This is a genomic window from Paraburkholderia sp. J67 (genome assembly GCF_905220265.1).
Classification (GTDB): Bacteria; Pseudomonadota; Gammaproteobacteria; order Burkholderiales; family Burkholderiaceae; genus Paraburkholderia.
In genome coordinates, this window is sequence record NZ_CAJMZK010000001.1 from 828,216 (window position 1) to 846,689 (window position 18,474).

Sequence of the window (18,474 nt, forward strand, 5' to 3'; positions counted from 1 at the left end):
CTTTACTGAGCGAGCGGCTTGACCGATGTGACCTCGGGCATGAGCGGCGCACCGCCCGGTTCGGTGACCGCTTCCTTCATCTTCACGCGCCATTGCGGCGCGCCCGCATAGGGCATCTTCGCCAGCGCACCCGCGACGAGATACGGCAGGGCCTGCTGCGCATCGGCACTGCGGTCGCGCTTCTCGGCGCTGACCTTGTAGGCCTCGTGGCCATCGGGCAGCGCGAAGAAGCGCAGCGTGAGCGTGTGCACGTAGCGGTGGCCAAACCACGGTAGCGACGGCCCTTCGGCCGGTGCGCAGCCGCCTTGGCAATCGCCCGTGGCGACCGTGACATCGGCGGGCCGCGAAGCCCATGCGGCGGAAACGAGATAGTGCGCGGCATCGCCTGCGCCCTCCTGGAACCCGCGTTGCGCGAGGCCAGCGCGCAGTAGCGCCTCGTAGGGCAGATGCTCGTTAGCGTCGGCCTGGGCCGGGGTACGCGCCAAACGGTACGTCGGGGACGTCGATGCCGGGCCCTCCGTGTGCATCGCGGAAAGGCTGCCGCTCGCCTGCACGTCGGCGCTCGCGCCAGCGCAGCCGGCCAGCGCGACCGCCAGCGACGCGGCGCAGATCGTCATCAGGAACTTCACTGCGAACTCCATCGAAATCGTTGCCAGCAGGTTCTGGCGGCGCTCGGGGCGATCAGCGGCAGTCAGGTGCCGTCAAACCGGTGCTTCCGGCGCATCGAGCGCGGGCAGCGACATCGTCACCGTCGTGCCCTCGTCCGGCATGCTCTGGACGTAGACTTCGCCACCGTGGCGCGTCACGACCGTCTTCACGAACGCCATGCCGAGTCCCGCACCGCTCACTTCGGGCCGCTGCCCGGCATGAAAACGGCGGAACGGCTCGAATAGCTTCGCCTGATCCTCGAGCGGAATGCCGTAGCCCTGGTCGCGGATCGAGCAGATCACACGCGGGGCTGAACCCTCCACGACCGCGATACTACAGATTATTCTGGTTTTGGGTGGGCTGTATTTCACCGCATTGTTAAGAAGGTTGACGAGCGCCCGGGTCATCAGCGAACGGTCGGCATTGATCCAGCCCATCTCGTCGTCGTCGAAGGCGGTCTCGATGTGGATCTGCCGCGCGCTGGCCTGCGGCCAGACTTCGTCGCTCGCGTCGATGGCCAGTTCCGTGAGGCTGGTGGGCTCAAGCGCGTAGACCTGCGACTCCGCGCGGGCGAGTTGCACGAAGTCGTCGGCGAGCGTGAGCGAGCGGCGCGCGTAGCGTTCGATGCGATCCATCACCTCGCGCACCGGCGCGGCTTCGAGCGTGCCGCGCTCGCGTTCGGTCTCGACCAGCGCGACGATCGACGCCTGCGGCGAGCGCATGTCGTGCGAGAGCAGGCGCAGTGCGTCCTCGCGCTGGCGTTCGGCATCGTGCAATGCCGTCACGTCGACGAGACCCGCGATCCAGCCCACCGCCTGGCCTTGCGCGTTGGTGCAGCGTGCGTAGCGCAGCAGATAATCGCCGCCGTCGCGCGCATGGACCTCGACGCCGCGCTCCATCAACTGCGCGTACTCGCCAATCGCCGGATCGAGCGGTGCGGGCCAGTGCGCGTGGGCGAAGGCGAGCATCTCCGGGTTCGGGTCGATCGGTTTGACGAGCGCGAGATCGCCGAATACATCCTGCATCCGCCGCCCCTCCGCGACGCCCACGTTCAGGCTCGCGAAGTACGCGCGCGCCGCGTGGTTGGCGATCAGCACGACGCCTTGCAGGTCCGCGACGAGCAAGGGCTCGGGCACCGAGTCGAGGCTGTCCCACACGAAGCGGCGCATGTCCTGTAGACGCTGCGCGGCCTGCGCCATCAGCGCCATCTGCTGGGCGAGCGCGTCGCCGCCGAATTCGCGGGCCGGCGCGCTTGCTTCGGGCAGCAGATAGGGTTCATCGGCGAGTTGTATGAGTTCCTTGCGCAGATAGGCCATCGTCATTTCGAGACGCCGCCAGCCCCATAGCGGGTAGACCAGCGCGAGCGCGAGCAGCGCGGGCACCGGCGCAAGCCAGATGCGCGCGACGTAGAGCAGCGCGGCGCTGGCCGCGAGCGTGACGAGCGCGAGCAGCGGCAGAAGCAACAGCGTGCGCAGTGGCGACAGCACGAGAAAGCCCGCGAGCAGCAAGGCAAGCGGCATCAGCGAAGCCAGCACGACCGCGAGGCGCGAGGCCGGTTCGATGGCCGAGCCGTTGAGCAGCGTATCGAGCACGAGCGCGTGGATATCGACGCCCGGCATCGGCCCGAGCGTGCCCGAGAGCGGCGTGGCGAAACGGTCGTAGAGGCCCGAGGCCGTCACGCCCACCAGCGCCACGCGTCCACGCAGCAGGTCTGGCGGTACGCGGCCTTCGAGCACCTGCGCGAACGAGACCTTGCGATACGACTGCGTGGTGGGGCTGAATGGCAGCAGGAAGCGCGCCTCGCTACCCGATTCGCCAGCACGCATGACCTTCGCGTCCGCGCGTTTGAGTTCGTCCGACGCCGGATACGCGGTGCCGGCCAGCGCGATGCGGCCGGCACGCACGGCGCGCCAGAGCGGCTCCATCAGTTGTGGCCAGCGCTGCTGCGCGTCACCCTCGAAGAGCGCGACGCTGCGCACGATGCCGTCGCTGTCCACTTCGAGATTGATGTGGCCGAGACCCGCGGCGGCGTCGGCCAGCGGCGTCACCGGCTTCACGACCTGACGACGGCCATCGGCGGCATTGTCGGCGGGCGACAGCAGAATGGGGAGATACGCGGGACGCTCGCGCAGCGCGGCGCCAAAGCGCGCGTCGTCGGGCGAGGGTTCGGTGAAGAGCACGTCATAGACGATGGCGGCGGCGCCTGCCCGGGCAAGCTGATCGACGAGCTGCGCGTGGACGCTGCGCGGCCAGGGCCAGCGCCCGAGCGACGCGACGCTCGCATTGTCGATTTCCACCACCACGATGTCGGGCGACACCGGCCGCTCGCGTGCGGCAAGAAAGCGGTCATAGACCAGCGAATCGGCGCTGAGCGTGCCGTGCGTGAGCACGCCCAGCAGGACGATGGCGATGCCCACGCACGCCACGCCCAGCCACTCGAACAGAAAGCGCCGCCCGGCCGGGCGGCCCTGACGAAGACCTGCGCGCACGCCCACGCTCATGCGCGCCTGCCTCACCAGTCGAGCCGGAACGACTGGACCGGGCTGGCCTTCTGGTAGTAGCGGCCGCCTTCGAACTGCTCGGCGATCACCGTCCAGTAGTAGACGCCCTTGGGCAAATCGTGCACGACCGCTTCGCCATCCTTGATATCGGTGCGATCGACGAGCGGCGTGCCCAGATCCTGCGACGCCGACAGCACGAAACGAAAACGCGTGTCGCCCGATTGACGGTCGACGAACCAACGGAACGCATAGTTGCGCGTCCCCTCGACACGCCCCGCCGAGACGCCCAGCGCGACGCGGCGACGCTCGAACGCGTAGGTGGCCGGCATGCCTTCGAGGCCGTTCGCGTCGATGGCGGACAGGCGCACGAAATACGTGCCGTCGTCGAGGGCGCCCACATCGGCGTGCGGGTTATCGACACGCATGTCGCGGATCAGGTCGAGCAGGCCTGCGTCGCGGCCGATCTGCACGCGATAGCCGCTAGCGCCCGTGACCGGCGCGAGATCGAAGGCAACCGCGGCATCGTCCTGAATCTTCGCGGGATTGCGCAGATCGGGCGCGTCGAGCAGCGCGACCGGCGTGCCGACCGCCCCGCCCGCGAGCGTGAGACTGCCGTGACGCGCCGCGACGAGTTGCGTCGAGGCGGCCAGCGGCGTGCCGGGCGCGGGCGCCACGGAAGAAGCCTGGCCATGCGGTGCGGCGTCGACACCCACGGCGCCTTCGATCACTTCGACGGCTGTCGAGCCCTTGTCACCGTCGTAGTTCACGCGAAAGCTCGTGCCGCGCACGCCCGCGACCACCGAAGGCGAGCGGATCTGGAAGCGGTCATCCTTCTTCGTGGCGTGCGTGACTTCGGTGTTCACCTCGCCGCGCTGGAGATTGACGATGCGGTCGGTCGAGCCGGTCAGCGCGCTCTTGCGCAGCGTGGCGAGATCGAGCGCGGTCCCTGGCGGCATCACCAGATGCGAGCCGTCGGCCAGTTCGAGCGTGGCGAAGCCGTTCTCGCCGGTTTGCACGTGCTCGCCCTCGACCAGATTCGCACCGACGATGAGCGGCAGTTGCGCACCGCCGCCGAAGGTATGGCTTGCCGGCCCCGATGTCGCGATCACGCGCGCACTCAGTCCGTCCTGGCGCAGCAGCGCGACTGGCACGCGCAGCGCCGTGCCGGGCTTCAGACGGCGCGGCGCGCTCACGTGGTTCAGGCGCGCGAGCTGGGTCCAGTCGGCGGGATCGCGCAGGTAACGCTGGGCGATGTCGTAGAGCGAATCGCCGGCGTGCGTGACGTAGATCGTTGTCTGCGCGGGTTGCGCGCGCTCATGCCCGTGCGCTCCGGCGGCCTGCGCGGCCGGCAGCAGGCCGAATGCGAGCAGGCAGGCAAGCGTCCCAGACAAAACCGGAGAGCCAAACGCAAACGGCCCGGACACCGCCGGGCGCGCCGAACGCGCGGCGCTCACGCCGCGTCCCCTTCGATCCGTTCGAGACGGTAGCCGTAGCCGTAGATCGGCGTGAGGCGATAGCCGTTTTCCGGGCGCAGCCCGAGCTTCGAGCGCAGCATCGACACGTGCGTGTCCATGGTGCGCGAAGGAATGTCGTCGGATTGCTTCCAGATGACGTCGAGAATGTGCGCGCGCGAAAGCGGGCGGCTCAGGTGCTGGAACAGCAGCAGCGCCAGCTCGAACTCCTTCTGCGTGAGCGCCACCGCCTTGCCGCCGACCGACGCCTGACGCGACTTCAGGTCGAATTCGTAGTCGCCGAACACTTCCTTCTGCGCCGGCGCATGCAGCTGATACGCGCGGCGCAGCAGCGAGCCCACGCGCGCGAGCAGCACGGGCGCGGAGACCGGCTTGACGACGTAGTCGTCGGCGCCGCTGTTGAGCATCAGCGCGATATCGACCTCGCGGCTGCGGCTCGTCATGAAGAGCACCGGCAAGCGTGTGGAAAGGCTCTGGCGGACCCAGTGCAAGACCTCGTCGCCAGCCATGTCGGGGACGTTCCAGTCGAGCACGAGCAGGTCGAACGTCTGTCGCCTGAGCTGCTTGACGAGCTCGCCCCCCTTGGCGAACGCGTGACAGACATGGCCCGCGGCCACTAACGTTTGGCAGACGAAATCGGTCTGCGCCGGATCGTCATCGAGTACTGCGATTCTCATAGTGCCCTGCACCCAGTTCGTTATTCATCTTCTCGGGATTGGCCGGCCCCGGCTTCATGCCGCCCGGACGCGATCCCCAACCTCTTGCCGCGCAGCCCCTGCCGCGCGCCCAAGCCGCCACTCTCGCTGCGTCTTGAAATGAATGGGAGCGCTAGTCGCCTGGCGAGATCGGGAACCGGATTTCGCTCATGGTAGTCGAAATCGCCCTACAGCCGAGCCGTTCTGGCCTTACTGGCCTTGCAGCCCGGCCCGGTTGCGCAACGCCGGCCTGCTAGCGGCGGTGTAACTGGCCTCCATCGGCGGGAGCATCGGTATTTGTCGTTCCGTTCAGCGCCTCCTGCCCGCCCGCCTGTGGCAGACCCGCGAGCACGGCGACCAGTTGCACGCGCACGTGCTCCCAGGCCGCATGCGCGTAGTCGGGCTTCACGGCGGCGCGCGCCTGCGCGAGCATGAACGCGCGCAGAACCGTCGACGAACACTGCGTCAGCTTTTCCGAGCGCCCGAAGCGCGACTGGCGCAAGGTTTCGCTCAGCCACGGCAATTCGGCCTCGCAGGAGTCCGCGTAGGCCTCCATCGCCGCGCGCGCGTGGCGGTCGCGGGAGAGATCCAGTTCGATGCGATCGAGATCGCGGCTGCGGCCCGCGCCATTCACGCGCGAAACGGGCGGAAACCGGATGCTGCCGAAACGGAAAAACATGAGACCCCTCGTGTTGCTGACAAGACCGGCGCATCGTTGCAACGCCAGCCGCTTCGAAGTCGAAGGCAGGTGCGCGAGCGTACGTGCACGGACTTGTGGATGAAAAACGAGTGGCGATAGCCGCGGGTTGCGCGTTGCGTGGTCTCCGGCTCCCCTCCCCCCGGATTCGGGCCACCGGCGCCGCGCGCCGCCATCACGGCGCGTCGCATGCAGGCAGGCATCACCGCCCGACGCCCGCCTGCGGACTGCAACCGATCTGAAACCTGGCGTCCCCGACGCCATCGCCACTCCTACTGCCAGGCGCTGTTGACCAGCGTTGTACGGCGGGTTCTAACCCGCTCTGGCTGCCTCGCCACCGACGCACCGCCGTGTCCCGACTGCGCCAGCCCCCGTAGCCGATATACGTTGTCCAGCGTGCGACAGACGCACGCTGAATGCCGCGACTCAGATACTTCTGACGCCGCGATGACTTATTGTCGCCGCTTGCGTGAGAATCTACTGTCAGGGATTGTTAAATCCGTCAGGCACGCAATTCGGGAAAGATTTAACGATTGAGACAACGAGATGCCGGCGGCAAACAATCAATCGGAATCCTGATTAATTGGCGCTCGCTTGCAGGATGATGGAGGAACTGGCGTTCAACCCGATGAAAGGGCCGAGCTCCAGATAGCCGCCATATTTATCTCAAGCAAGATAAAAACGGGCGCTCCGTCGTGTCGGAACGCCCGTTTCAAGAGACTGAACCTGCGAGGCGATTAATTCGGCTGATGCCGGTCGTCGTGGTTTCCGCCGCCCCCCTGACCGGAAGGACGACCGCCCTGCGGCTGCCCCTCACGACCATGTTCCATCGGCTGACCTCCCGGCCCTGCCGGACGGGCGCCGCCCTGCATCGGCGGCGGCGCGTGGTTGCCTGGCTGCGCGGGTGCCGGCCCCGCTCCGCCTGGGCGACCCTCGTAGCCGGGCTGCGGCATCGGCCGGGGCTGATTGCCCCCGCCAGCAGGCGGGCGCGGTGCTTCGACACGTTCGCCGCCGTTCATGGGCTGACCAGGGGGACGTCCTCCTGCGCCTTGCGGCATGGGCGGGCGGCCCGGACCACCCGGAGGGCCGCCGCGAACGGCGGGCGGCGGGCCGGGCGGACGGCCGCCGTAGCCCGGCGGCGGAACGTGGTCCCAGTGCTCGCGCTGGCCGTACCAGGAGCGGTCGCGATAGAAGCTGCCCCAATAAGCGCCGATGGAGAAGGTGACGATCGGCAGTCCGATCGCCGCACCATAACCTTCCAGCGGAACATAGCCGCCCTGGTAGGGATAAGTCAGATAGCCGGCGTAGACCCAGCCGCGCATGCCGGGCATGGCGACGTCGCACCACGAGTAGTCGCTGACGCAACCCATCACGGTCACGGGCACGTTCGGCCCGAGCTCGGTCACGACAGGGTATTCGTCAGACGGCCCCGCGAAGAGATCGACGGGCTCGCTGGTGTAGGCCTCGGATTGCGCGCGGGCGCCGGTGGCCGCGAGCGACAGTCCGGCTGCAAGACAGATGGCCGCCAGCGGCAAGGTGAAGCGGCGCGGCGGCGGTGTGGAATGGTGAGTCATGCTCTCCCCTTTTTTGTGCATGTGTCCAAAAGGGTGAGCATATTCTGTTCCGCGGGTGCGTAACAACAAGGGCAAGCTTGCGCCGCACGGCTAAGGACCGGAACGGCGCACGAACAACGCGCTGTTGCGCCTTATTCGTTTTCTTCAAAGTAGTGCCCGAACTTGACCTGCTTCGTGCGGATATAGCGCTCGTTTTCCTCGCGCATCGGGATCGCCAGCGCGACCCGCTCGATCACCGGAATGCCGTGCTTCGAGAGCGTGTCGAATTTCTTCGGATTGTTGCTCATCAGGCGCACCGACGTGACCTTGAGCAAACGCAGGATCGCCGCGGCCGAGTCGTATTCGCGCGCGTCGTCGGGCAGGCCGAGGTCGAGGTTCGCCTCGACGGTGTCGCGACCCTGCTGCTGGAGCTGATACGCGCGAATCTTGTTCGACAGGCCGATGCCGCGGCCTTCGTGGCCACGCAGATACAGCAGCACGCCACGGCCTTCGGCCGCGATATAGCGCAGTGCGAGATCGAGCTGTTCGCCGCAGTCGCAGCGGTAGGAACCGAAGACATCGCCGGTCAGACATTCGGAGTGCAGGCGCGCCAGCACGGGCTCGCCGCTCCCCACGTCGCCCATGACGAGCGCGCAGTGTTCGGCGCCGCCGTCCTTCACCCGATAGACGTAGGACTCGAAGGTGCCGTAACGGGTCGGCAGCGTGGCGCTCGCGTCAAGCACGACGCATTCGTTGGCGTTGTCGCCGTCAGCGCAGGACGGCTCTTGAAGCGTAGGCATGATCTGGAACAAATGACTGGCAGAAACCGGCCAAGGCCGGATTGAAGTTCGGAACCGGAGTGTACCGCCATTTCGCCAGGCCCGCCCCGCCCGCCTCAGTCGCCCCGGAATCATCCCTACGCCGCCTGGGGCTCGCACGCGCCCCGCATACCGTCGCGCGGCGGCCAACCCCGCGCATACCCCGACGCCGCGCGAGCGGTCATCCGCCTATACTGGAATGGCTTTCTTCCCGGGCAACAACGGCGCGCACACTGCCCTCGCCGCGCCGCGCAGGCCACCTCTCGCAGTAAGCAAACAACAAGAAGGACGAACTGGAGTCGCCCTATGACGAGCGTTGCACAGGTACTCAAATCCAAATCGGAACAAGTGGTCCACACGATCGGCGCCAACGATTCCGTCTATGACGCTATCCGCCTGATGGCCGAAAAGCATATCGGCGCGCTGGTCGTCATCGACGGCGATGCGATCGTCGGCATCGTGACCGAGCGCGATTACGCGCGCAAGATCGTGCTGATGGACCGTTCGTCGAAGACGACCGCCGTGCGCGACATCATGACCCCGCACGTGCGCTTCGTGCAGCTCGATCAGACCACCTACGACTGTATGGCACTCATGACCGAGCGGCGCATGCGTCACCTGCCGGTCATGGAGAACGGCAAGCTCATCGGCATGGTGTCGATCGGCGACCTTGTGAAAGAGATCATCGCCGAGCAGCAGTTCACCATTTCGCAGCTCGAGCATTACATCACCGGCGGCCCCGGCACCTGAGCGCGCAGCGACGCCCGTTTCCACGCTCCAGCACACACGATGCAGCGAAAAAAGCCCAATCCGGAAGCGGGTTGGGCGAAGCCACCTTACGGCGGCGGAGGTTCCACGCATGAAAATTCGTGGGAAAGAATGTGTGGCGTGAGCGTGGGAGTCGAGGCGATACGCGACCTGCTGGAAGCAGGCCGCGTGAGGGGTCGCGCCCGAACGGCGAAATGGCGCGAACGCGCCATTCCGGTTGCCAGACTTAGTTGCCGAAATACACGCGCTGCGACGGCGCGATCTGCGCCGGCTGCGCACCCGACTGCGACGAGCCCATCGCGGCGCCGCCGTAGCCGGTGTCGGCGGTCGGTTGCGTCTGCGCGACGCCTTGTTCCTGCGAAACACGCGCTTCGGCCGCCTGGATTTCACTCGGATAGGTGGAGTCGTTCGCCGTGGCCGGGTTGTAGCCCGCCTGCTCGAGCTGGATCAGCTCGGCGCGCACTTCGGCGCGGGTCTTGGGGGCATTCTGGTCAGCCTGGGCATACGACAGTGCCGGAGCGGCCACGAGCGCCGCGATAAACGCGGCCTGAATCAGGGTACGGGTCTTCATGATATTTACCTCCATCGCTTGTTGTGCCGGGCCTCGGCGGCAGCGCCTCGTTGAGCGCCATGCGTCGGGCCAGTGCAATCAGTCTATGAAACGAAGCGACCAGGGCAAATACCGATTTCTCCAAAATACAGTTCCGTACATCGCAACAATGCGGCGAACGCAAGAATCAGGATCGGCGCACGTTGCGGCCCGCTTTTCAGGCGCCTGACAGCAGCTTGCGCGGCCCGCTCACAAACGGACTGCCGATCTCGTAGAAGCGCAGCGGGCGGTCCTGTTCGCGCGACAGGCCGATGCGCGTCGTCACGCCTACTGCCTGCGCCGATGGGGTAGTACCGTCGAGACGCCCGATCCATAACCCCTGTCCGCCGCAAAGATCGACGCCGTCGAAACTCGCGCCGATTCCGAAAGCCTGCGTGAGCCGTCCCGGCCCGCGTGTGAGATCGCGCCGCGGCACACCCGGCCGACGTGCCTCCATCGCCGCGAGCCCTTCGAGCGGCTCCACGGCGCGAAAGAGCACGCCCGCGCCCACGTCCTCGGCTTCGCTCGACATGTTGAGCATGTACGCGGTGCCGTAGGTCAACCGCACATAGGCGTAGCCGCGCGCGCGAAACAGCGAGGCATTCCACGCGCGCCGCCCGATGAACGCATGCCCGGTGGAATCGCCGGGCGGATAGCCCTCGACTTCGACGATACGTCCCGCCAGCCGCCCCTCGGGCAGATCGTGAACCAGACACTTGCCGACCATGTAGCGCGCGAGCGCGGCGGTCTCCACGGGCAGCTCGTCGCGCCGCAAGGGCACGATCGACAAAGCCGAAGGCGCGGCGGCCAGCGCAATCGACACGCCATCGGCCGCCGCGCGCTTCACTGCGCTCCCGCCGTTTGCGCAGCCTGCGCCTCGGGCTGCGTCGCCTTGCGCAGCTTCGCGACATCGCCCGCGCCGATCGCCCCGCCGCGATTGTTCCACCCCGCGCGGATAAAGCTGAGCACATCGGCGATCTGCTGGTCGTTGAGCTGGTCGCGATACGGCGGCATCGGATACGGCGCCGGAATGCCCTGGATCACGAGGTCGCCGGTGCCATTGAGCGTCACGTTGATGAGCGACTCGGGCGACTTCTCCAGTACGTTCGGATTGCCTGCGAGCGGCGCGAACATCGGCGCGAAGCCGCGCCCGTCCACGCCGTGACAGTGCATGCAGAACGCCGTGTAGACGCGTGCGCCCGCATCGTTCGCCGGCCGCGAGAGCGACACCTTCGTCGCCTGCGGATCGTAGGCATAGGCCGGGCCGCCGTTGCCGCCCGCCGCCGGCAGCGACTTGAGATAGCCCGCGATCGCACTGACGTCGGCGTCGTTCATCGCCTGGGTGCTGTTGTTGATCACGCTCGTCATCGCCCCGAACGCCGACGCATGCTGGTTCGCGCCTGTCTTCAGGAACTGCGCGAGATCGGCCTGGCTCCAGCGCCCGAGCCCGGTGTTGTGCTCGCCCGTGAGGTTCGAGGCGAACCAGCCGTCGAGCACCGCGCCCGAGAGAAACTCGCTGCCGCTTTCGTCGAGCGCCTGTTCGTTGAAGCCGATGCCGCGCGGCGTATGGCACGAGCCGCAATGGCCGAGCCCCTGCACGAGATAAGCGCCGCGATTCCAGGCGGCGTCCTTGTCCGGCTTGTCCTGATACACGCCCTTCTTGAGGAACACGATGTTCCAGAGCTTGAGCGGCCAGCGCATGTTCATCGGCCATTTGATGTCGCTCTCGCGATTGGCCGCCTTGACCGGCTGCACGCCGTGCATGAAGTAGGCGTAGAGCGCGGCCACGTCGTCGTCGCGGACCTTGGCGTAGGACGGATAAGGCATCGCCGGATACAGGTTGTGACCGTCCTTCGCCACGCCCTCGCGCAGCGCGCGCGCGAAATCGTCCTGCGTATAACCGCCGATGCCCGTGTCCGGATCGGGCGTGATGTTGGTCGTATAGATGTGGCCGAGCGGCGTGGTCATTGGCAAGCCGCCCGCGAACGGCTTGCCGCCCGGCGCCGTGTGGCACGCCGCGCAGTCGCCGGCCTGGGCGAGGTAAGCGCCGCGCTGGATGGTGGCGGCATCGGCGCTGGCGTTCGCATCGGCGGCAAAGGCCGAGGCGGATGCCAGCGCCGCGAGCGTCGCAGCCAGCGAGTAAGCAGCAAATCCCCGCGCGATGGAGGATGCGTTGAATGGCTTCATCGTCGTCCTCCTCAGGCGGTTTGCGGGTTCATGAGCTGGCGGCCCACGGGCAGATGCCGCAGACGCTGGCCCGTGGCCGCGTAGATCGCGTTGGTCACCGCAGGCGCGAGCGCCGCCGTACCCGGCTCGCCGATCCCGCCGGGGGCCTCGGCGCTGGGCACGATGTGCACTTCGATCACGGGCGCTTCGTCGATGCGCAAGATGCGGTAGTCGGTGAAATTGCGCTGCGTCACGCGCCCGCGCTCGATCGTGATTTCGCTATAAAGCGCCGCCGAAATGCCGAACACGATGCCGCCCTGCACCTGCGCCTCGATCGTCGTCGGGTTCACCACCATGCCGCAATCGACGGCCGCCACCACGCGGTTCACGCGCACTTCGCCATCGGTCACGGTCACATCCGCGACCATCGCGAAGAAGCTGCCGAACGCATTCATGACCGAGACACCCCGCCCTTGCCCCTTCGGCATTGGCGGCCCCCAGTTGGCGGCGCGCGTGGCGACGTCGAGCACGCCCAGCGCGCGCGGCGACTTGCCGAGCAGATTGCGCCGGTATTGCACCGGATCGGTCTTCGCAGCCGCAGCGCATTCGTCGATAAAGCTCTCCACCACGAAAGTGCCGCGCGTGGGCCCGACGCCGCGCCAGAAGGCGGTAGGCACCGTATGCGGCTCCTGACGCACGTATTCGATCAACTGGTTCGGCAGGTCGTAGGGCAGATCGGCGGACACTTCGACGGCGTCCGGGTCGATGCCGTTCTTGAAGGCCGGCGGCGCGAAGCGCGCGATGATCGACGAGCCGACGATACGGTGCTGCCACGCCACCGGCTTGCCGTTGGCGTCGAGCCCGGCCGAGATGCGGTCGTAGTAGAACGGCCGGTACATGTCGTGCTGGATGTCCTCCTCGCGCGTCCAGAACACCTTCACGGGCGTGCTCACCTGCTTGCCGACCTTGAGCGCCTGGGTAATCGCATCGACTTCGAGCCGGCGTCCGAAACCGCCGCCGAGCAGATGGTTGTGCAGCACGATCTGTTCGGGCTTGAGGCCCGTGACGGCCACGCCCGCATCGACGGCGCGCGTGGGCACCTGGGTGCCGACCCAGATCTCGCAGGCGTCGGCGCGCACGTGCACGGTGCAGTTGATCGGCTCCATCGTCGCGTGGGCGAGGAACGGCTGCTGATAGACCGCATCGACGCGCGTTTTGGCGCCGCTGAAGGCCTGCTGCACGTCGCCGTCCTTGCGCGCGACCGCGCCGGGCTGCTGCTGCGCGGCATTCGCGAGATCGCCAACAATCTGCCGCATCGACAGGTTCGCCGCCGCGCCCTCGTTCCACTCGATCACGAGCGCCGCCGCGCCGCGCTTCGCGGCCCAGGTGTGCGCACCGATCACGGCCACCGCGTTGTCGATCTTGACGATCTGCGTGACGCCGGGGATCTGCTTCGCGTGCGTGTCGTCCACGCGCGCAAGCGTGCCGCCGAACACCGGGCAATTGACGATGGCCGCGTAGACCATGTTGGGCAGCCGCACATCGAGACCGAACTGCGCCGAGCCATCGACCTTCTCCGGCGAATCGAGCCGCTTCGTGGGCTTACCGATGAGGGTGAAATCCTTCGGATTCTTGAGCGCCACGTTCTGCGGCGCGGGCAGTTTCGCCGCCGCATCGACAAGCTGACCATAGGACGCGCTGCGTCCGCTCGCGTCGTGCAGCACCGCGCCGTTCTTCGCATGGCACGTAGCGGGATCGACCTGCCATTGCTGCGCGGCCGCCGCGATCAGCGCCACGCGCGCCGTCGCGCCCGCACGGCGCATCGGCTCCCACGCATAGCGGATCGAGGTCGAACCGCCCGTGAGCTGGCCGCCGAGCAGCGGGTCGGTGAACAGCTTCGCGTCGGGCGGCGCGTGATCGATCGTCACGGCGTCGAGCGGCACTTCGAGTTCTTCGGCGATCAGCATTGGGATCGACGTGTACACGCCTTGTCCCATCTCCACCTTGGGGATGATCAGCGTGACCTTGCCGCTGCGGTCGATCTGCACGAAGGCGTTCGGCTCGAACACGCCATCTTGCGGCGTTTCGTTGCCGTCGCCGCCCACGACCGAGCGGCGCGCCGCGCTGTCGCCCTGCGCGCCCGCGCCAAAACTGAAGCCGAGCAACAGGCCGCCACCCGCCGCCGCGCCGAGTTTGAGGAAAGTGCGCCGCGAAAATGAGCCGGCAGAGGCAACCCGCGCAGCACCGCTCTGCGCATCGAGAAGACCTTGTGACATCTCAGGCCTCCTTCGCAGCTTGCTTGATCGCCGCGCGGATGCGGCTATAGGTGCCGCAGCGGCAGATATTGCCGGTCATGGCGGCATCGATATCGGCGTCGCTGGGGTTCGGGTTCGAGGCGATCAGCGCCGCCGCCGCCATCACCTGCCCCGACTGGCAGTAGCCGCACTGCACCACGTCGATTGCGCGCCACGCCTTCTGCACTTTCTGCCCGGCAGGCGTCGCACCGATGGCTTCGATCGTCGTGATCTTGCGGCTTTCGAGCGCCGCGACCGGCAGCACGCACGAACGCGTGGCCTCGCCGTCCAGATGCACGGTGCAGGCGCCGCATTGCGCAATGCCGCAGCCGAACTTCGTACCGGTCAGGCCGATGATGTCGCGCAGCACCCAGAGCAGCGGCATGTCGGGGGGCGCGTCGATCGTGTGGGTCTCGCCATTGATGGTTAACGTCGTCATGAGGCGGCTCTCCGGTGTGGGGATGGTCGAAGATTGTCAGTTCTGTTCGATCAATCGAAGGCCATGCATGCGCGTTGTTCCGGCATCGCGCGCAAATCGTGGGGCGTTTGCGCGAATGGCGCGCCAATGCGGCCTTGCGAGGACTGGCCGAGTGTAGCGCCGACTTTATTCGCGTGCTGTCAAGCGCGCCGCGCCCGGCCTTAACGACATGGGCCGCGCCATTGCGCTACCATCGTTCGATGGACGCGCGCCCTCACGCCGCGCGATATCGCATGCACGCAAGGACCTAAAAGGAGCCGCCACGATGGACGAAGCCCGCGCGATTCAATTCCTCTCCGAAGTCCGCAAGCCGCTGCTCAACCTGCACAAGGCGATGCTCGATCACGAGCGCGCCGAATACGAGCGCGAGTTCGGGCCGACCACGCCCGCGGCGTTTTTGCAGGTGCTCATCAACGGCACGGGGTTCCGCTGGCTGATGCCGCTCTCGACGGTGATCGCCAACGTGGATGAAACGCTGGACGCGAAGGACGCCGAACCCGAAGACCGCATCGGCGCGGCCGAGGGCGTGGCGAAGTTGTTCACAGGAGAGGAGTCGAAGGAATTCTTCGAGAACTACCAGGCGCTCCTGCAAAAGAGCGCCCATGTGCTGCAACTGCATGGCGTGGTGGCGCAGCTGCTCAACGGCATCAAGAACTGAAAGCGTCTCGAAGGCCGCGCGTGACGTTGCGCTATGACGTGATGTCCCGCGCGGCTTTCTTCGCGGCGCGCAAACGCCGCCACAACGTCGTCTTGCTGATGCCGAGCATGGCGCACACGCGGTCGCGATCGCCGCCGCAGGCGTCGAGCGCCGCGCGGATTTCATCGGCTTGCACGTTCAGGCTGCGCTCGCGCAGCGTCAACGGTTCCTCCACCGCATCCGTTGCGGCTAGAGTCGGACGCTGACCACGCGGCGTCTCGAACACCTCCGGCGCAATCGCGCGCAACACCTCGGGCGTGAGCACATCGACGTCCGAATCCGCAAGCTCGACGATCCCCCGCTCCACCACGTTCTGCAATTCGCGCACGTTGCCCGGCCACGTGTGGCGTTCGAGCGCGCCGCCGATCGGCGCGAGCGCGCGCATCGCGTCCTCCTGGGTGCGAATGCGCAGCGCCACGCGCGTCTCCCGGCGCGCCGATTGCAGCAGCAGTTCGGCCGCGAGCGGCACGATGTCCTCGCCGCGTTCGCGCAGCGGCGGAATCGCCAGATTCAGAATGTTGAGCCGATAGAACAGGTCGGCGCGGAATTCGCCGCTGTCGATCTGCTCGGTCAGCGCGCGGTGCGTCGCAGCCACCACGCGCACATCGACGCGCGTGGGTTCCGTCGCGCCCAGGCGCACCACTTCACGCTCCTGTAGCACGCGCAGCAAACGGCTTTGCAACGGCAAGGGCATCTCGCCGATTTCGTCGAGAAAGAGCGTGCCGCGATGCGCCGCTTCGATCAGCCCGACCTTGCCGCCACGCCGCGCACCCGTAAACGCCCCCTCCTCGTAGCCGAACAGTTCGCTCTCCAGCAGCGCCTCGGGAAACGCGCCGCAATTGATCGCAACGAACGGAAAATCGCGCCGCGGACTTTCGCGGTGAATGCCCTGCGCAACCATCTCCTTGCCCGTGCCGCTTTCGCCGCGTATCAGCACGGTGGCATCGGATTTCGCATAGCGCTGCGCAAGCTGGCGCACCCGCGCAATGCCCGGCGTCGCGCCGCTCAGATCGCCGATCCGGTAGCGCGCCACGAACTGCTGCGTACGCTGGCGCGAGCGCAAGGTGCGGTCGAGGCGCTCCACCGCGCGCGACTCCTGGAACGTGAGCACCGCGCCCGTCGTCACGCCGTTGTCCACGAGCGGGCCGCGATGCACGACATAGCTCACGCCGCGCAGGGTTTCGAGCGATTCGCCGTCGGCATCGGGCAGCGTGAAGGCGATGTCGGGCGCAAGCGACGCGAGCGGCTGGCCCGCCGCCGCAACCGGATCGATGCCGAGCACACTCGCAAGACGCTGGTTGATCGCTTCCACACGCCCGCGCGCGTCGAGCGCCACCACGCCATCGCGCAGATGCTGTAACACGCTGTCCAGACGCTGCCGCCGCTGCGTCTCGCGCCAGGTGGCCTGCACGACTTCGAGCGCGTTATCGAAGGCCGCGCGCACCGAGGAGCGCGAATAGACGAAGAACGGCACGAGCCCGAAGCGCGCCGCCAGATCGTTCACATGGCCCGGCCCCACCACCGCGCCCACACCACGATCGCGCAGATCGAGCACGCAGGCTTCCGCATCCTGCACGGTGCGATAGGAGGCGAACACCACGTCGAGCCCATAGGCGCTCGCGAAGCGGCGCACTTCCATCGGCGTTTCGCCATAGGTCACGAGCGCGACCAGATCGGCCTCGCGGCGCGCCCGCGCGAGCGCCTGCATCACGTCGAAGCCGGTGGGCTGCACGAGCACCACGGGCAGGTCGATGCGCGCCTTCAGGTAGGTGCCGTTCGAGCCCGCCGCGACGACCACGTCGGGGCGCTGGTTCAGCCCTGCCGCCGCGATTTCGGCCACCGCTTCCTCGAAGCCGCGCGGCACCACGCGCAGATCGGCGAGTTCGTCATATTCGCCCGCGATATCGCGGAACAGATCGCGCAGACGGCTGATCCCCATCGCCCAGACGCGCGGGCGGAACGGTTCGGAAGCGGAGGGAAAGCGGTTCATGACAGGCTCGGAGCAAATTTCATGGCGATTTCATTATCGCGCTTCGATTTCAAATTTGAAATCTGCATTTCACAAAAGAAATCGGGGCGAGAACCCCATCGACGGCGTTCAGGCGCAAAATCAACGCCTTAGCCGACGCTTCGCCCGCCCCCTTCGCGCTGGCACGGTATCTGCAGTATCAGCGCCGATTCCTTCGGAGACATGACGCATGAACAGCAAATCCCCCGCAAGCGCCGGCGCGAAATTCCGCGCGGCCGTGGCTGCCGAACAACCGCTGCAGGTCGTGGGCGCGATCACCGCCTATGCCGCCAAGCTGGCCGAACAGACCGGCTTCAAGGCTGTGTATCTCTCGGGTGGCGGCGTGGCCGCCAACTCGCTGGGCGTGCCCGATCTGGGCATCAGCACGATGGACGACGTGCTGATCGACGCGCGCCGCATCACCGACGCCGTCGAGATCCCGCTGATGGTCGACATCGACACCGGCTGGGGCGGCGCCTTCAACATCGCGCGCACGGTCAAGTCCTTCATCAAGGCCGGCGTCGCAGCCGTGCACATGGAAGACCAGGTGGGCCAGAAGCGTTGCGGCCACCGCCCGAACAAGGAAGTCGTGCCGACCGATGAAATGGTGGACCGCGTGAAGGCCGCCGTGGACGCACGCACGGATGACGGCTTCGTCATCATGGCCCGCACCGACGCGGCCGCCGTGGAAGGCATCGACGCCGCCATCGAGCGCGCCATCGCCTACGTGGAAGCCGGCGCGGACATGATCTTCCCCGAAGCCATGAAGACGCTCGACGACTATCGCCGCTTCCGTGCCGCCGTGAACGTGCCGATCCTCGCGAACCTGACCGAATTCGGCTCGACGCCGTTCTTCACGACCGAGGAACTGAAGAGCGCCAATGTGGATATCGCGCTCTACTGCTGCGGCGCCTATCGCGCGATGAACGCCGCCGCGCTGAACTTCTACGAAACCGTCAAGCGCGACGGCACGCAGAAGGCTGCCGTATCGACCATGCAGTCGCGCGAAGACCTCTACAAGTACCTCGGCTATCACGCGTACGAAGACAAGCTCGACGCGCTGTTCGCCTCGAAGAAGTAAGGCCGCACG

Annotated in this window: 16 protein-coding genes; 3 read left to right on the forward strand and 13 right to left on the reverse strand. The window is 66.9% G+C overall.

The features are described 5' to 3' along the window. Window positions 1-2: 2 nt before the first annotated feature. The 7 genes from U5782_RS03470 to ribA form a co-directional block, all read right to left on the reverse strand. Entirely contained in the window at window positions 3-641 is a 639-nt protein-coding gene (locus tag U5782_RS03470; protein ID WP_322042399.1) for a DUF4136 domain-containing protein, read from the reverse strand. Window positions 642-701: 60 nt separating this feature from the next. Next, window positions 702-3,149, reverse strand: a complete 2,448-nt coding sequence (locus U5782_RS03475; RefSeq protein ID WP_322042400.1) for a CHASE2 domain-containing protein — start codon at window positions 3,147-3,149, stop codon at window positions 702-704. Window positions 3,150-3,160: 11 nt separating this feature from the next. Beyond that, window positions 3,161-4,573, reverse strand: coding sequence for a FecR domain-containing protein (locus U5782_RS03480; protein ID WP_415914243.1), 1,413 nt, complete (start codon window positions 4,571-4,573; stop codon window positions 3,161-3,163). A gap of 26 nt (window positions 4,574-4,599) precedes the next feature. Beyond that, window positions 4,600-5,298, reverse strand: coding sequence for a response regulator transcription factor (locus U5782_RS03485; protein ID WP_322042402.1), 699 nt, complete (start codon window positions 5,296-5,298; stop codon window positions 4,600-4,602). Between the two features lie 271 nt (window positions 5,299-5,569). Further along, a complete protein-coding gene (locus U5782_RS03490; RefSeq protein WP_322042403.1) occupies window positions 5,570-5,995 on the reverse strand; it encodes a hypothetical protein in 426 nt (141 codons plus the stop codon). Between the two features lie 755 nt (window positions 5,996-6,750). Further along, window positions 6,751-7,587, reverse strand: coding sequence for an SH3 domain-containing protein (locus tag U5782_RS03495; protein ID WP_322042404.1), 837 nt, complete (start codon window positions 7,585-7,587; stop codon window positions 6,751-6,753). Between the two features lie 131 nt (window positions 7,588-7,718). After that, window positions 7,719-8,366, reverse strand: coding sequence for a GTP cyclohydrolase II (gene ribA, locus U5782_RS03500; RefSeq protein ID WP_322042405.1), 648 nt, complete (start codon window positions 8,364-8,366; stop codon window positions 7,719-7,721). A gap of 324 nt (window positions 8,367-8,690) precedes the next feature. Between ribA and U5782_RS03505 the strand changes: the two genes are divergently transcribed. Beyond that, window positions 8,691-9,134: a CBS domain-containing protein gene (locus tag U5782_RS03505; protein WP_322042406.1), complete on the forward strand. Its 444-nt coding sequence runs from the start codon at window positions 8,691-8,693 to the stop codon at window positions 9,132-9,134. A gap of 244 nt (window positions 9,135-9,378) precedes the next feature. Here the strand turns inward: U5782_RS03505 and U5782_RS03510 are convergent, their stop codons facing one another. The 5 genes from U5782_RS03510 to U5782_RS03530 all read right to left on the reverse strand — a co-directional run bounded on the left by U5782_RS03510 (window position 9,379) and on the right by U5782_RS03530 (window position 14,640). Continuing rightward, complete coding sequence (locus U5782_RS03510; protein ID WP_322042407.1) at window positions 9,379-9,723, reverse strand: DUF4148 domain-containing protein; 345 nt, start codon at window positions 9,721-9,723, stop codon at window positions 9,379-9,381. Between the two features lie 196 nt (window positions 9,724-9,919). Then, window positions 9,920-10,588 (reverse strand): DNA-3-methyladenine glycosylase, encoded by a 669-nt coding sequence (locus tag U5782_RS03515; protein ID WP_322042408.1) that lies wholly within the window; start codon window positions 10,586-10,588, stop codon window positions 9,920-9,922. After that, on the reverse strand, window positions 10,585-11,928 hold the full coding sequence (locus tag U5782_RS03520; protein WP_322042409.1) for a cytochrome c: 1,344 nt from the start codon (window positions 11,926-11,928) through the stop codon (window positions 10,585-10,587). Before U5782_RS03520 ends, U5782_RS03515 begins: the two co-directional genes overlap by 4 nt. An 11-nt stretch (window positions 11,929-11,939) precedes the next feature. After that, window positions 11,940-14,183, reverse strand: coding sequence for a xanthine dehydrogenase family protein molybdopterin-binding subunit (locus U5782_RS03525; protein ID WP_322042410.1), 2,244 nt, complete (start codon window positions 14,181-14,183; stop codon window positions 11,940-11,942). 1 nt (window position 14,184) lies between these two features. Then, the gene (locus U5782_RS03530) at window positions 14,185-14,640 is read right to left on the reverse strand and encodes a (2Fe-2S)-binding protein (RefSeq protein WP_322042411.1); all 456 of its coding nucleotides are present in this window, start codon (window positions 14,638-14,640) and stop codon (window positions 14,185-14,187) included. A 304-nt stretch (window positions 14,641-14,944) separates the two neighbouring features. Between U5782_RS03530 and U5782_RS03535 the strand changes: the two genes are divergently transcribed. Next, window positions 14,945-15,337 (forward strand): hypothetical protein, encoded by a 393-nt coding sequence (locus U5782_RS03535; RefSeq protein WP_322042412.1) that lies wholly within the window; start codon window positions 14,945-14,947, stop codon window positions 15,335-15,337. Window positions 15,338-15,368: 31 nt separating this feature from the next. Here the strand turns inward: U5782_RS03535 and prpR are convergent, their stop codons facing one another. Next, entirely contained in the window at window positions 15,369-17,366 is a 1,998-nt protein-coding gene (gene prpR, locus U5782_RS03540) for a propionate catabolism operon regulatory protein PrpR (RefSeq protein WP_322042413.1), read from the reverse strand. Between the two features lie 208 nt (window positions 17,367-17,574). Between prpR and prpB the strand changes: the two genes are divergently transcribed. Then, window positions 17,575-18,465 (forward strand): methylisocitrate lyase, encoded by an 891-nt coding sequence (gene prpB / locus U5782_RS03545; RefSeq protein ID WP_322042414.1) that lies wholly within the window; start codon window positions 17,575-17,577, stop codon window positions 18,463-18,465. Window positions 18,466-18,474: the final 9 nt, after the last annotated feature.

Bases quoted from the DNA above. Each gene is read 5' to 3' on its own strand.
- U5782_RS03470 (WP_322042399.1), bottom strand. From the start codon at position 641: ATGGAGTTCGCAGTGAAGTTCCTGATGACGATCTGCGCCGCGTCGCTG.
- U5782_RS03475 (WP_322042400.1), bottom strand. From the start codon at position 3,149: ATGAGCGTGGGCGTGCGCGCAGGTCTTCGTCAGGGCCGCCCGGCCGGG.
- U5782_RS03485 (WP_322042402.1), bottom strand. From the start codon at position 5,298: ATGAGAATCGCAGTACTCGATGACGATCCGGCGCAGACCGATTTCGTC.
- U5782_RS03490 (WP_322042403.1), bottom strand. From the start codon at position 5,995: ATGTTTTTCCGTTTCGGCAGCATCCGGTTTCCGCCCGTTTCGCGCGTG.
- U5782_RS03495 (WP_322042404.1), bottom strand. From the start codon at position 7,587: ATGACTCACCATTCCACACCGCCGCCGCGCCGCTTCACCTTGCCGCTG.
- ribA (WP_322042405.1), bottom strand. From the start codon at position 8,366: ATGCCTACGCTTCAAGAGCCGTCCTGCGCTGACGGCGACAACGCCAAC.
- U5782_RS03505 (WP_322042406.1), top strand. From the start codon at position 8,691: ATGACGAGCGTTGCACAGGTACTCAAATCCAAATCGGAACAAGTGGTC.
- U5782_RS03510 (WP_322042407.1), bottom strand. From the start codon at position 9,723: ATGAAGACCCGTACCCTGATTCAGGCCGCGTTTATCGCGGCGCTCGTG.
- U5782_RS03520 (WP_322042409.1), bottom strand. From the start codon at position 11,928: ATGAAGCCATTCAACGCATCCTCCATCGCGCGGGGATTTGCTGCTTAC.
- U5782_RS03525 (WP_322042410.1), bottom strand. From the start codon at position 14,183: ATGTCACAAGGTCTTCTCGATGCGCAGAGCGGTGCTGCGCGGGTTGCC.
- U5782_RS03530 (WP_322042411.1), bottom strand. From the start codon at position 14,640: ATGACGACGTTAACCATCAATGGCGAGACCCACACGATCGACGCGCCC.
- U5782_RS03535 (WP_322042412.1), top strand. From the start codon at position 14,945: ATGGACGAAGCCCGCGCGATTCAATTCCTCTCCGAAGTCCGCAAGCCG.
- prpR (WP_322042413.1), bottom strand. From the start codon at position 17,366: ATGAACCGCTTTCCCTCCGCTTCCGAACCGTTCCGCCCGCGCGTCTGG.
- prpB (WP_322042414.1), top strand. From the start codon at position 17,575: ATGAACAGCAAATCCCCCGCAAGCGCCGGCGCGAAATTCCGCGCGGCC.